Here is a 12,736-nt window from a genome sequence, read left to right on the forward strand (position 1 = left end):
ATCCGCGACCTTCATCGAAATGGAAATAATCAATTATAACTAGTATGTTATGCGAAGAACCTGCTGTGGCTGATGTTCGCGCTAGAAGCCGAAAGTCGCTTGCGCGGGCGGCGGCGGTGCAAGGTCATGCCCTTCAAGCGCTAGCATCCGGATCTTGGAATCGGCGCCTCCCGGGGCTGAGAAACCACCGACCTTTCCGCCCGCCGCCAAAACCCGATGGCAGGGAATGATCAGCGGCACCGGGTTCTTCGCCATGGCCTGGCCAACGTCGCGCGCCGTTTCAGGCCCCGTGCCTAGAGACTTGGCGATTGCGCCGTAGGTGGTCGTCTCGCCCCAGCGCAGCGCGCGCGTGGCCGCATAGATCGCGGTGAACAGCGGGTCCTGCTCGCCGAGGTCGAGGTTCACATCTGAAAAATCGACGGACTCGCCCCTGAAGTATCGTCGTGCGGCGGCGATTGCCGCGACCACCATAGGCGGAGGCTCGCCGGGCAAGGCGTCGGCTGAACGCCTGAGAAGACCACGTTCCGTCGCGGCGGCCGATTGTGCCGGCAAGTGAAAGCGTGTCACTCCGCTGTCGTTCCACGCGATGCCGCAAAAGCCGGCGGCAGTCTCGAAGATAAAATAGCGATGACGAGCCTGGCCCATCGTCCCGTGCTCCTGCTCCAGTCTCCCCAAGATTGGCCTTCGGCCTCATCTGTTCAAGCAGGCAGGAGCGGCCGGTCAGGACGCCGCGCGCCACGCGATTGTCATCGACCCTGTCAGGCTCTCGTCCGGAGCGAGCCGCTTCAGGCCACCATCTCCCCGAAGATTATGGGCGTTGGCGGTATGGCTCATGGGCTCGAAGGCGAAGAACGGGACCGGATGGACCGGCGGTTCCAGCGGATCCGGCACAAAGATGAAGGAACGCCGCAGTTCTTCCGTCGCCGTGATGAGCGTCGTCACACCTGTGCTGGGCGCGGTGATCTCCGCCCGTCCATCCCAGCCCTCGAAACCGTTGTTGATCCGCCGTCCGGGCACGCCGCGCGGGTTCGTGAAATCAAGATCCACGGGCAGGGGCGCGCGCCGTGCGGGAAGCGAGAACTCCCCCTCCTCCCAGTAGTCCGACGCCGTCGTCTTGATCGTCGTATCCGGATGGGCCGGCAAATACGGGTGCCAGCCGAAGCCGAAAGGCATGGCGCGCGCGCCACGATTGATGATCGTCATCGTCACAGTCAGAGCAGATCCCTCAATGGAGAAGGCCTGCTCCGCGTCGTACTGGAAGGCGCCCCCTGCCCGGCTCGTGCTGCGTAACACGGCGTGTGTCGCCGTTGCCTCGGCGACGCTCCATGCGTTAAGCCAGCCGTCGCCATGCAGGACGAGCGGATCCCAATCCGTGTTCGGGGCGAATGTGTAGTCCTCGCCCTCGAAGGTGAAACCGTTGCCCGCGATCCGGTTGCCGAAGGGCAGCAGCGGATAGCACCCGGACCGGCGCGGCAGGCGTGGTGTGTCTTCGGCAGGCGGACGCAGAAGCGGAACCTCGCCGCGTGCGGTTTTCGCCACAAGCCGCCAGATGACGCCGCCGCTCGTATCGAGCGCCGCGAACAAAGATTCGCTCTCAAGCCGCACTTCACCCATGGATCACCTCTGCCTCACCGACCGCCGGCGAGCGCTGAGCGCGCGCCAGCCGAACATCGCAATGCCCGGATTGCGCGTCGAAGGCAATATGGATGGCACAAGCCCGCGAAGCATCGGCAGCTTCCGTTGACGCCCGGCCTGGAAAATGATCTATATGATTTATAACGTCTCGGAACGAGCGTATGGGGAGGAGCAACCATGACAATCAAGCACTATCTCACGTCCGCGACGGCCGGCCTGGCGCTGAGCCTGAGTGCGCTGACGGCCATGGCGGCCGACACGATCAAGATCGGCGTGATCGCCCCCTTGACCGGCGCCGGCGCTCCGTGGGGAATCGCGGCCGCTGAAGCGCCGAAGATCCTGGCGGCGGACATCAATGCCAAGGGCGGGCTGGCGGTCGGCGGCAAGACGTACAAGGTCGAGGTCGTGGCCTACGACGACCAGTACAAGGCCGCAGAAGCGGTCGCCGCCTATAACCGCCTGGTCAATCAGGACGGCGTCAAATACATGATCATCCTGAGTTCGGCGGCCACGATGGCGCTGAAACAGAACGTCGAGGACGACGAGGTGGTCGCGGTGACAGCCGCCTATACCGCCAAGGCGATCGAGCCCACGACGAAATACATGTTCCGCATGTACAGCACGCCAGCCGACTACGTGCCCTCCTTCATTGCCTGGATGAAGGACAATGTGAAGGAGAAGCGCGTCGTCGTCGTCAATCCCAACGACGAGACGGGCTGGGATCAGACGCAGCTCAGCGAGAAGCTGTTCAAGGAGAACGGCTTCGAGGTTCTCGGCCATGAATTGTTCGAGCGCGCCCAGAAGGACTTCCAGCCGCTCCTGACCAAGATCATCGCCATGAAGCCCGATATCATCGAGCTCGGCGGCACCTCGCCCGCCACCGCAGGCCTCATCATCCGCCAGGCGCGTGAGCTCGGTTATGACAAGCTGTTCAGCAAGACCGGCGGCGCAGGGCCAGCGGAGATCGTCGCGGGCGCGGGTGCCAAGGCGGCCGAAGGCGTCATCAACATGCTCTACGCCGACCCGGCCAACGAGGGGTACCGGCGCATCGCGGCCGCTTACAAGGCCTCTGTCGGCCAGGATCCGAACGAAATCTTGGTATCTTTCTACGATGGCGCGAATGTCCTCCTGAAGGCCATTCAGAAGTCGGGCGACCCGAGCGACACCGGCAAGGTGGCGGCAGCCTTTGCGTCCGTTCTCCCCACGCCATCCGTGCAGGGCGATCAATTGAGCCTCGGCGGCAAGGCAATCTCCGGCGTCGACAACCAGATCATGACAGTCAACTACATCGGCGTCATTCGTGACGGCCAGCCAGTCGTGATCGGCAAGACGAAATAGCGACAACAATTTGAAGCGTGCGGGGAGGCGCTCGGCGCCCTCCCCCCGGGCCGCATCGGGCGAGAAGACCGATGTGTGCCGGTCTCGCCTTCGATTTCTGGGGAACGACGATATGTCATATCGGCGTGCTGACAGCCTGTATGTCCGGGGAGCAGGACCGCGATGATCGAGCAGATGATCGTCAACGGTCTACTGGCTGGCTTTATCTATATCATCATGGCACTGGGATTTACGCTCATCTTCGGGATCATGCGCATCGTGAACTTCGCCCACGGCGAATTTTACATGGCTGGCGCCGTGGTCGTGCTGTTCCTGTTTGGCGCTCTCGGCTGGAACTTCTTCCTCGCGGTCGTCATAGCCGGGTTCCTCGCGGCCGCATTGGGCATCGTCATCGAGCGGGTGCTGTTCCGGCCGCTCGTGGGCAATGAATTGCCAGGCATGATCATGTCACTTGCCGTCGGCATCACCCTGCAGTCGATCGCCCTCATTCTTTTCGGACCGTCCGAGCAATCCGTTCAACGGCCATTCTCGGGCACCTGGCAGTTGGTCAACGCGGTTGTGCCATGGGACCGCACGGTGGTTGCCATCGCCGCGCTCGTCATTCTTGCGGCCTTCTATCTGTTCCTGAAGCACTCCCGGCTTGGCCTGGCCATGCAGGCGGTCGCGCAGGACCGCGAAACCTCGAGCCTGATGGGGGTTGAGTCAGGCCTCATCTATGCCTCCGCCTTCGGCATCGCCTGCGCCCTCGCCGGGCTCGCGGGCGGGCTGATGGCACCGATCTACACCATCGGCCCGTATATGGGAGAATTGCCCATGCTCAAGGCTTTCGTGGTCGTTATCCTCGGAGGTCTCGGCAGCGTTCCCGGTGCCGTCCTCGGTGGGCTGCTCATCGGCTTGTCCGAATCCGTATTGTCGACGCTGTTCAGCTCCACGACGGCGCTGATCGCCTCGTTCACGATCGTTCTTCTCATCGTGGTGATGCGGCCGACCGGCCTGTTGGGACGAGGCGCCCCATGAAGCGTCTCATCCTTCTCGCCGCGATCGTCCTTCTCGCCATGATCCCGTGGGTCGCAAACAACCGCTATGTGTTTCACATAGCCACCATGATCGCGATCATGGCGCCGCTCGCGCTCAGCATGAACCTCATGCTGCGCATCGGCCAGTTGTCCATGGCCCATTCCGCCTTCATGGGCATCGGCGCCTATGCCAGCGCGCTCCTCACCATGCGGCTCGGGCTGCCTCCGCTCGCCTCGCTCCTCTCCGGCGGCGTGCTGGCGGCCCTCGCCGCGCTCGTGCTCGGTCCAGTTTTTCTGCGCATCAAGGGCGTCTATTTCGTGCTTCTGACCTATGCTTTCGGGCAGATCGTCAATCTCGTCTTCCAGGAATGGACGTCGCTGTTCGGCGGGAACAGCGGACTCTACGGCATTCCGAAGTTCTCGCTGGCCGGCTACCGTCTCACCGCTGTCTCGCAATACTACGTCTTCGCGCTGCTCTTCACCGTCCTCGCCTACTGGATGGTGCGGACGATCGAGCGCTCCGACATTGGCGCGATCCTGCAGTCCCTGAACGAAGACGAAATGCTCAGCCGATCGATCGGCGCCGATGCGCTGTCCTGGCGCATTGCGGTCTTCACGTTCAGCGCGGCGATCGCTGGCATAAGCGGCGGCATCTACGCCTTCTATATCGGCTTTCTGTCGCCGCAGGCCTTCGGTTTCCAGCTCTCCGTCGATCTCGTCGTCATGAATGTCATCGGCGGAACGAGCGTCGCCCTTGGCCCCCTGCTTGGCGCGATCGTGGTCGTGCCGCTGCCGGAGCTGCTGCGTGAGGCCAAGCAGTATCAGCTTCTCATCTATGGGCTTTGCCTGATGGTCTTCCTCATCTTTATCAAGCAGGGGCTCGTTTCGCTGATCGACCGCCCACGAAGGAAGCCCGCATGAGCCCTCTGCTCGAGGTTCAGGGCCTCACGCGTCGCTTCGGCGGCCTGACGGCGGTCTCCGATGTCTCCTTCTCGGTGAGCGAAGGTGAGATCTTCGGCGTCATCGGCCCCAACGGAGCGGGCAAGACCACGCTGTTCAACGTCATCGCCGGCCATTACAAGCCGAGCGCCGGAACGGCCACGTTTTCCGGCCGGGGAATATCGGGTCGGAGAAGCGACGTGATAGCCCGCCTCGGCATCGCCAGGACATTTCAGGCCGTGCACCTCTTCGCCGGGGAAACGGTGGCTGAGAACCTGCGGCGCGCACGGGTCCTTTCGACCAGCCACGGTCCCTTCGCCTATCTCCGGTCGTTTGGAACAGGGCGCACGGAGCCACATCCGCAGGACGTCGCCACCTTCGTCGGTCTGGGCAATCTGCTCGATCAGACCGCCGGCGGTCTTGCCTACGGCTTGCAGAAAATGCTCGGTATTGGCATGGCGCTGATGGTCTCGCCGAAACTTCTGTTGATGGACGAGCCGGCCGCAGGCCTGAACCCCTCGGAAAAACGAGCAGCCAGCGCGCTGATCCGTCGGCTGCGCGATGAACGTGGCATCAGCATCCTGCTTGTGGAGCACGACATGCCTCTCGTCATGGGCGTGTGCGACCGCATCCTCGTCGTCAACCAGGGCAAGCCGATCGCGATCGGCTCACCTGACGCCATCAAGGCCGATCCAGCGGTCATCGACGCCTATCTGGGGGATGACTATGAGTTTGCTTGAGGTCGAGCGCCTGTCTGTCGACTACGCCGGCGTCCATGCCTTGCACCAGGTGTCGGCGAACATCCCCGAAAAAAACGTCGTCTCCATCATCGGCGCCAACGGGGCCGGCAAATCGACGCTGCTGAAGGCGATCGCGGGTGTCGTGAAGCCGAATGCCGGCGCTGTCCGTTTCGAAGGCGAGGACATCACCGCGCTCAAGCCCCATGAGCGCCTAGATCGCGGCATCGCGCTCTGCCCCGAGGGGCGCAGGCTGTTTCCGGAACTGACTGTCTATGAGAATATCCGCATGGGGGCCTATCGCGTCCGGGATCGCGCACGGTTTCGCAGCCGGCTCGACTTTCTGCATGCCGTCTTCCCGCGTGTCGCCGAGCGCGGCAATCAGGTCGCGGCCAGCCTCTCGGGCGGTGAGCAGCAGATGGTTGCCATCGCGCGGGCGCTGATGAGCCATCCGCGCCTGCTCATGCTGGATGAGCCGACGCTCGGCCTCGCGCCAAAACTGATCCACGAGGTCGCGCGTCTTGTCCGGACGATCAATAGCGAAGGCATCACCGTCGTCATCGTCGAGCAGAATGCAAAGCTGGCCCTGAAGATCTCCGATCAGGCCTATGTGCTCGAAACCGGTGCGGTGGTACTCGAAGGCAAGAGCAGCGACTTGCTGGCGAGCAACAAGGTTCAACACGCCTATCTGGGAGGGGACAGTGCCGGACAGTCTGCCGACAACGGACATCTCTGACGACGCAACCTACGAGATCTACCAGCTCTGCTATGCGAGGGCGCCCGACCGGCGCGTACACGAGAACTTCCTGCGCCGCGACATGCATGATGGGCCGATGCCGCTCGACTTCAGCCTCTGGATCTTGCGCAACGCGGCGCGCACTGTCCTTGTCGATACCGGCTTTGGCGCCCGCGCCGCAGGGGAGCGAGGGCGGCCGCTCGATATCGACCCTTTGGAGGCGCTGCGGCTTGTCGGCATCGATCCGGATAGCATTGAGGACATCATCCTCACGCATCTTCACTACGATCATGCGGGGAACATCGATCGTTTCGTCAGAGCGCGCTTCCATGTGCAGGATGCGGAGGCCGCCTTCGCCACCGGACGGTGCATGTGCGAGCCGGCGCTTCGCTTCCCCTTCGACGTGGAAGATGTCGTCACCTTCGTCCGGCACGTCTACGCGGAACGTATCCACTTCCACGACGGTGATGCCGCGCCGCTCCCCGGCATTTCGCTCCATTGCCTCCCCGGCCACAGCCAAGGGCTACAGGCGGTCAAGGTCATGACGCCGCGCGGCCCCGTGCTGCTAGCCTCGGACGTCAGCCATCTCTATGCCAATTTTCTTCGGCGCGCGCCCTTCGCCCTGACGGTGGACGCGGCCGCGACACTGCGCTCGTACGGCCGCATGCTCGAAATCGCGGGCGCAGTCGACCGGATCATCCCTGGCCACGACCCGTTGGTGCGCAAGCTTTATCCATCGGTCACGGTTAACGGCGTCACCCTGACGTCGCTGCATGAGGACCCAGCCATCCACGACATTTCGACGCTCAGGAACTTGACGGCTGACTGATCATAGATGGCCGCCCTCCCCCTTCGATCTGGGCCTCCGACAGTCTACAGCGCGGCTTGGAGAATGTCGCGAACCTGCTGCGGTGACTCGACCCGACGCGGGTTCTGGTGGAAGAACCAATCTTCCTCGACGTCAGCGAGGATTGGCTCGAACGCCGCCGCCTCGATACCGATGTCGCTGAGCCGCGACGGCGAACCGAGACGCGCGAAAAAACTGGCGCAGGCGCGCGCAGCCGCATCCGCTGTCTCCATCTGCCCTGCTTCATCGCCACCGAGCATTGCCGCAACCGCCGCCAGGCGTTCGCCTGTCGCCGGTCCGTTGAAACGTATGACATGCGGCAGCAGAACCGCATTGACCGTTCCGTTCGCGGTGTGATGGCGCGCGCCAATGCAATGGCCGAGCGCCGAGGTGAGGCCACAGCTCGTCTGGTCGGTCCCCTGCCCGGTCAGCACGGCCGCAAGCAGCAGTGCGCCGCGAACGTCCGCGCCGTCCGCCGACGTGCCCAGACGTGGAAGATTGTCACGCAGCAGGCGCACGGCCTCCAGAAGCGACGCGTCGGCGAGCGGCTGGCGCATGTGGGATTCGAGCCCTTGAACCGCCATCGCGAAGGCATTCAGCGCGGCATCCCGGACGACAGCGACAGGTGTCGCGAGGGCAAGGCGCGGGTCCACAAAGATGGCCTGGGCGCGGGTGCGCGGATCCAGCATGGTGAGCCGCCGGCCGGTTCCAGGTTCGAGGACTGCGGTGCCCGCCTTGGCGATCGCGGTTGTTGGCGTCGTCGGCACAATGAATTGCGGCAGCTTCGACGCCTGGAGCCGCGGGCTCCGCGGCGGCTGACCGGGCGCGAAGCGCGTGACGAGAGCCTCGATCGGGCGGTCCTCGCCAAGCAGGATTGTTGCGCCGCGCGCCGTGACGATCGCGGATCCCCCACCGAGCGCGAGCACCGCGTCCGCGCGCGTCTCCCGCAGCATATCCCTGCCGGCGATGATGGCCGGCAGGGGACTATGCGACGCGACTTCCATGAAGCTGCCCGCATGGAGGGTGCCGAGATGCCGCGCTATATGCGTAAGCCCTTGGGGATGTTGCGACAGCGAGCGGCCGCAAAAGACGACGACACGCTTTACGCCTGACCGCTCCAGTTCCGGCCGCAGAGATTCGAGGCTATCCTCGCCGTAGTACAGGCGCATGGCTGGCGCAAAATGGCGGAACGACGGGGAAGTCTGCACGGCCTCGGCCTGCATGGCTGCGCTCCTTGGAATGCTCAACGATCATGTCAGAAATTTTATTATTTCATCTAAATGATTTTATTTTTTTGTGAAAGACGTTTTATATATCCAGGCCTGCTCGGGCCATCGGTCGGGGGAATATCGCCGGACCGACAGCGGAGAAAAGCAGGCGGTGAAGCGGCGGCAGACCGAAGGCCGCGCAACAGGGTAGAGGGACGCACGAGACATGGTTCAGGCGACAGCCAGCGCAGGCACAGAGGGCCGCAAGGACAATCAGAGCCTTCCCCTCTCCGGGATAACGGTCATCGACCTGTCCCATGTCTACAACGGCCCCTATGCCACCTTTCTCATGGCCATGGCCGGGGCGGAGGTCATCAAGGTCGAGCCGCATCATGGGGAGCACCTGCGCAGCCGGGGCGACATGGGCGGTGCCGCGCTCCCCTTCGCCATGCTCAATTCCAACAAGAAGCCGGTGACGCTCAACCTGAAATCCGAAAAGGGGCGCTCGCTTCTCAAGGAGATGTCCGCGCGCGCGGACATCCTCGTCGAGAATTTCGCTCCAGGCGTCATGGACCGGCTCGGTGTCGGCGCCGCGGAATTGCAGGCGATCAACCCCAGGCTGATCTACGGGTCGAGTTCGGGCTATGGCAAGACCGGCCCTTACCGTGACTATCCGGCGATGGATCTTGTCATGCAGGCGATGTGCGGCGTGATCAACTCAACCGGCTATCCTGACCAGCCGCCGGTGAAATCCGGAGCGGCGATGTGCGATTTCAGCGCCGGCATCCATCTCTATGCGGCGATCATGACGGCGCTCTATGAGCGCGAGCGCACGGGCAGAGGGCGCGTCGTCGAGGTCTCGATGCAGGACGCGACCTATGCCTCGCTCGCCTCGAACCTCGGCATGCTCCACGCCCGAGGCGACGCGGCTCCCGCGCGCACCGGCAATCGCCATGGCGGGCTCGGCATATCGCCCTACAATGTCTATGCCACCACCGACGGCTATGTCGTTCTCAATGCGCCCGGCGACCACCATTTCCGTGCGATCCTGAAGGTGATGGGTCGGGAGGACCTCAAGGATGACCCGCGTTTCCTGAACCGTTCGTCACGGGTCGTGCATTTCGCGGATGTCGATGAACTCCTCGAGAGCTGGACGCGAACAATGCCGAAGGCCGAGATCGCACGGCTGATGCTGGCGGCGGCGGTGCCTTGCGCACCCGTGCGCGAATTGTCGGAGGTCATCCTCGACGAAAACATGCATGCCCGTGGCAGCCTGCAGTGGATCGACCATCCCGAACTCGGGCGGGTCGTTCTGCCCCATTCACCCTTCGTCTTTGAAGGCGCGCCACGCCGGCCGATCGAGCCGAGCCTACCGCTCGGCGCCAGCAACGATACCGTGTTCGGCGCATGGCTGGAACATTCGGAGGAAGAGCTCGCCGCACTGAAGGAAGAGGGCGTGATCTGACCGGATCACGTCCTCCGGGTCGTGGCGCGGCGACAGGCGGATCAACCGTTCGGCAACAGGACCTGCCGCACCACCTCGCCACGGTCGAGGCGATCAAGGCTGAGATTGAGGCCGTCGAAACCCATGCTGTCGCTTTTCAGACGGTTCACGGGCAGAAGGCCTTGCTGGTAGAGGCCGAGATAGCGCGGAATGTCGCGCTCAGGCACACAACTGCCCATGAAGGAACCGCGGAAAACCTTCTCCTCGGAGACCAGTGCGGCATGGGCATACTGGTACATGTCATTGGAGGCGCCGAGCCCGACGCAAATGATCTCGCCGCCCTTGCGGGTCATGGCATTCGCGGAGGTCATCGCCGCCTTGGCTCCAGAGATCTCGAAGGCGAAGTCGACCCCGCCCTGCGTGAGGTCCTTGACCTTTTCGACGGCCTCGGGTTCCAGCGCTGAGAACACGTGGGTCGCGCCCAGCTCCTGAGCCAAGGGGAACTTGGTCTCGTTGATATCGATGCCGATGATATGCGCGGCGCCGGCAATCCGCGCGGCCATGACGGCATTCAGGCCCACGCCGCCGAGCCCGAAGACGGCAATGCTCTGGCCGGGCTTGACTTTGGCTGAATTGAACACGCAGCCGGCGCCTGTCACCACCGCGCAGCCGAACATGGCCGCTACATCGAAGGGGATGGCTGGATCCATGACGATCAGCGAATTCGGCACGGTCACCGCATATTGCGCGAAGGAGGACACACCGCTGTAGTGATAGACGGGTTCCCCCTTCAGAGTGAGCCGCCGCGCGCCATTCGACAGCAACCCCTGCGTGCGCGGCACCGTCACGCTTTCACACAGCACGGGCCGGCTCTCGGAACAGGGGCGGCAATGGCCGCAGCCCGAGACGGCCGTCATCACGACATGGTCTCCGGGCCGGACGGCCGTGACGCCACGGCCGACCTCACGCACGATGCCGGCGCCCTCGTGTCCGCCAACCACCGGAAGCTTGCGCTTGCGCAGCCCGGCGACCTGCGACAGATCGGAATGGCACAATCCCGCCGCCGCGATCTCGACCAACACCTCGCCCTCACCGGGCCCCTCCAGCGACACCTCTTCGATACGGAACGGCGTGCTGTCCACATAGGGGGGTGGCAGGCCCTGCTCATACATGACAGCGGCGACCATGCGCATGGCGGCGTCCTCCCATAGGGGGCCACGTTTTCTGGGCCCCTCGCGTCCGAACCACTTTGATGAGGGGACGCTATTGAAGCTTGTGTTTCGTGTCAAATCCTTTAGATGATATAGTTATATTCCAAGCCAAAGACCGGGAGGACATCCATGCTCGATGCGCAGGGCCGCGCGACGCAGGCCGTATCCATCAAGGCTTTCATCAATGGCCAGTGGCGTGAGCCTGAAGAGGTCACGGAAGTCCGCGATCCCTACCGTGGCGATATCGTGGCGCTCGCGCCGGTATCGACGGCGCGAGATCTCGACGATGCCCTCGATGCCGCCTATCGCGCCAAGGGGGCCATGGCGGCGATGCCAGGCTACGAGCGCGCGGCTTTCCTGCGCCGTGCCGCCGACAACGTCACCGCCCGTACTGACGAGATCGCGCGGGCCATGTCGCGCGAAACCGGCAAGGCTTTGCGCGATTCGATCTTCGAGACGCAGCGCTCGGCCGACACACTTCGCCTCTGTGCAGAAGAAGCGGTTCGCATTCAGGGCGAGCATATCCCCATGGACGCAAGCGCTATCGGCGCAGGCAAGATCGCCATGGTGATGCGTTTCCCGGCGGGCGTCATCGCGGCCATCACGCCATTCAACGCGCCGGTCAATCTCGCCGCGCACAAACTTGGCCCCGCGATCGCCGCCGGCAACAGCATCGTGCTCAAGTCGTCGCCGAAAGCGCCGCTCTGCGTCCATCTGTTCGTGGAAGCCTTCGTCGCCGCCGGCCTGCCGGCGGGGGCCGTGAACACCGTCTATGGCGATGCGATCGCGCCGCAGCTCGTCTCGGACCCACGGGTCGATTTCGTGAGCTTCACGGGCTCCACCCGCGTCGGCAAGATCATCCGCGGCACGATCGGCATGAAGCGCGTAGCGCTTGAACTCGGCGGCGTCGGCCCGACCTTCGTGCACAGCGACGCCGATCTGGCGGCCGCCGCGAAGGCATGCGCGCGCAACGCGATGCTGCTCGCCGGCCAGAGCTGCATCTCCGTGCAGAATGTTTTCGTTCACAAGCCGGTCTACGAGACTTTCGTCGCGGCCGTGCAGGCTGAAGTCGGGCTCCTCGCGCTCGGCGACCCGATGGACATGGAGACCGAGGTCGGCACCTTGATCGACGAGCAGGCGGCGATCCGCGTCGAGGGGATGATCGGCCGGGCTGTCGAGGACGGCGCAACCTTGCTGCGTGGCGGCTCACGGCGCGGCGCGCAGCTCGACCCCGCCATCCTCACCAATGTCCGTTCCGACATGAGCGTGATGTGCGACGAGATCTTCGGCCCGGCGATGAGCCTGCAGCCTTACGAGGATATCGAGCCGCTGTTCAAATCCATCAGCGACAGCCCCTTCGGGCTGCAATGCGGGATCTTCACCAATTCGCTCGCGCTCGCGCTTTCCGCCATCAAGGGCGTGCGCACGGGTGGGGTCATCGTCAACGGCACGTCCCGCTGGCGCTCGGATCAGATGCCCTACGGCGGCGTCAAGGACAGCGGCGTCGGCCGTGAAGGTCCAAAATACTCGATCAAGGATATGACCGAGGAACGCTTTTTCGTTCTGAACTAGCCGGGTTCAGTCCAAACACGTTCCTAAACTGCTAATTTTCCAATCATCCAAGA

The 12,736-nt window shown here is 63.6% G+C and carries 12 protein-coding genes; 8 read left to right on the forward strand and 4 right to left on the reverse strand.

Translation table 11 applies throughout. From position 1 onward, the window contains the following. Positions 1–81 precede the first annotated feature (81 nt). Both KIO74_RS22440 and KIO74_RS22445 read right to left on the reverse strand, forming a co-directional pair. Positions 82–645 (reverse strand): methylated-DNA--[protein]-cysteine S-methyltransferase, encoded by a 564-nt coding sequence (locus KIO74_RS22440; RefSeq protein ID WP_213336869.1) that lies wholly within the window; start codon positions 643–645, stop codon positions 82–84. A gap of 75 nt (positions 646–720) precedes the next feature. Further along, positions 721–1,614, reverse strand: coding sequence for an aldose 1-epimerase (locus KIO74_RS22445; protein ID WP_213336871.1), 894 nt, complete (start codon positions 1,612–1,614; stop codon positions 721–723). Between the two features lie 198 nt (positions 1,615–1,812). Here KIO74_RS22445 and KIO74_RS22450 point away from each other — a divergent pair, with 198 nt between their 5' ends. The 6 genes from KIO74_RS22450 to KIO74_RS22475 all read left to right on the forward strand — a co-directional run bounded on the left by KIO74_RS22450 (position 1,813) and on the right by KIO74_RS22475 (position 7,230). Next, the gene (locus tag KIO74_RS22450; protein WP_213336872.1) at positions 1,813–2,973 is read left to right on the forward strand and encodes an ABC transporter substrate-binding protein; all 1,161 of its coding nucleotides are present in this window, start codon (positions 1,813–1,815) and stop codon (positions 2,971–2,973) included. A gap of 162 nt (positions 2,974–3,135) precedes the next feature. Beyond that, complete coding sequence (locus KIO74_RS22455) at positions 3,136–3,990, forward strand: branched-chain amino acid ABC transporter permease (RefSeq protein WP_213336874.1); 855 nt, start codon at positions 3,136–3,138, stop codon at positions 3,988–3,990. Continuing rightward, positions 3,987–4,910 (forward strand): branched-chain amino acid ABC transporter permease, encoded by a 924-nt coding sequence (locus KIO74_RS22460; RefSeq protein WP_213336876.1) that lies wholly within the window; start codon positions 3,987–3,989, stop codon positions 4,908–4,910. Before KIO74_RS22455 ends, KIO74_RS22460 begins: the two co-directional genes overlap by 4 nt. After that, complete coding sequence (locus tag KIO74_RS22465; protein ID WP_213336878.1) at positions 4,907–5,668, forward strand: ABC transporter ATP-binding protein; 762 nt, start codon at positions 4,907–4,909, stop codon at positions 5,666–5,668. Before KIO74_RS22460 ends, KIO74_RS22465 begins: the two co-directional genes overlap by 4 nt. Next, positions 5,661–6,401 (forward strand): ABC transporter ATP-binding protein, encoded by a 741-nt coding sequence (locus KIO74_RS22470; RefSeq protein ID WP_502762134.1) that lies wholly within the window; start codon positions 5,661–5,663, stop codon positions 6,399–6,401. The genes KIO74_RS22465 and KIO74_RS22470 overlap by 8 nt, the downstream gene beginning before the upstream one ends. Beyond that, the gene (locus KIO74_RS22475; protein WP_213339354.1) at positions 6,367–7,230 is read left to right on the forward strand and encodes an N-acyl homoserine lactonase family protein; all 864 of its coding nucleotides are present in this window, start codon (positions 6,367–6,369) and stop codon (positions 7,228–7,230) included. The genes KIO74_RS22470 and KIO74_RS22475 overlap by 35 nt, the downstream gene beginning before the upstream one ends. A 44-nt stretch (positions 7,231–7,274) precedes the next feature. On the opposite strand, the gene KIO74_RS22480 is transcribed toward KIO74_RS22475, so the two are convergent. Beyond that, the gene (locus tag KIO74_RS22480; RefSeq protein WP_213336882.1) at positions 7,275–8,471 is read right to left on the reverse strand and encodes an iron-containing alcohol dehydrogenase family protein; all 1,197 of its coding nucleotides are present in this window, start codon (positions 8,469–8,471) and stop codon (positions 7,275–7,277) included. 211 nt (positions 8,472–8,682) lie between these two features. Here KIO74_RS22480 and KIO74_RS22485 point away from each other — a divergent pair, with 211 nt between their 5' ends. Continuing rightward, positions 8,683–9,921, forward strand: a complete 1,239-nt coding sequence (locus KIO74_RS22485) for a CaiB/BaiF CoA transferase family protein (RefSeq protein WP_213336885.1) — start codon at positions 8,683–8,685, stop codon at positions 9,919–9,921. Between the two features lie 41 nt (positions 9,922–9,962). Here the strand turns inward: KIO74_RS22485 and KIO74_RS22490 are convergent, their stop codons facing one another. Further along, positions 9,963–11,093 carry a zinc-binding dehydrogenase gene (locus KIO74_RS22490; RefSeq protein WP_213336888.1) on the reverse strand — a complete coding sequence of 377 codons (1,131 nt, stop codon included), beginning with the start codon at positions 11,091–11,093 and terminating at the stop codon, positions 9,963–9,965. Positions 11,094–11,240: 147 nt separating this feature from the next. On the opposite strand from KIO74_RS22490, the gene KIO74_RS22495 reads away from it, so the two are divergent. Then, on the forward strand, positions 11,241–12,683 hold the full coding sequence (locus KIO74_RS22495) for an aldehyde dehydrogenase family protein (RefSeq protein WP_213336891.1): 1,443 nt from the start codon (positions 11,241–11,243) through the stop codon (positions 12,681–12,683). Positions 12,684–12,736: the final 53 nt, after the last annotated feature.

It is taken from the genome of Chelatococcus sp. HY11 (assembly GCF_018398335.1).
Lineage (GTDB): Bacteria > Pseudomonadota > Alphaproteobacteria > Rhizobiales > Beijerinckiaceae > Chelatococcus.

What these genes read in the sequence shown, in the direction of transcription:
- KIO74_RS22495 (WP_213336891.1), top strand. Translation starts at nt 11,241, where the DNA reads ATGCTCGATGCGCAGGGCCGCGCGACGCAGGCCGTATCCATCAAGGCT.
- KIO74_RS22490 (WP_213336888.1), bottom strand. Translation starts at nt 11,093, where the DNA reads ATGCGCATGGTCGCCGCTGTCATGTATGAGCAGGGCCTGCCACCCCCC.
- KIO74_RS22465 (WP_213336878.1), top strand. Translation starts at nt 4,907, where the DNA reads ATGAGCCCTCTGCTCGAGGTTCAGGGCCTCACGCGTCGCTTCGGCGGC.
- KIO74_RS22445 (WP_213336871.1), bottom strand. Translation starts at nt 1,614, where the DNA reads ATGGGTGAAGTGCGGCTTGAGAGCGAATCTTTGTTCGCGGCGCTCGAT.
- KIO74_RS22485 (WP_213336885.1), top strand. Translation starts at nt 8,683, where the DNA reads ATGGTTCAGGCGACAGCCAGCGCAGGCACAGAGGGCCGCAAGGACAAT.
- KIO74_RS22455 (WP_213336874.1), top strand. Translation starts at nt 3,136, where the DNA reads ATGATCGAGCAGATGATCGTCAACGGTCTACTGGCTGGCTTTATCTAT.
- KIO74_RS22480 (WP_213336882.1), bottom strand. Translation starts at nt 8,471, where the DNA reads ATGCAGGCCGAGGCCGTGCAGACTTCCCCGTCGTTCCGCCATTTTGCG.
- KIO74_RS22450 (WP_213336872.1), top strand. Translation starts at nt 1,813, where the DNA reads ATGACAATCAAGCACTATCTCACGTCCGCGACGGCCGGCCTGGCGCTG.
- KIO74_RS22460 (WP_213336876.1), top strand. Translation starts at nt 3,987, where the DNA reads ATGAAGCGTCTCATCCTTCTCGCCGCGATCGTCCTTCTCGCCATGATC.
- KIO74_RS22440 (WP_213336869.1), bottom strand. Translation starts at nt 645, where the DNA reads ATGGGCCAGGCTCGTCATCGCTATTTTATCTTCGAGACTGCCGCCGGC.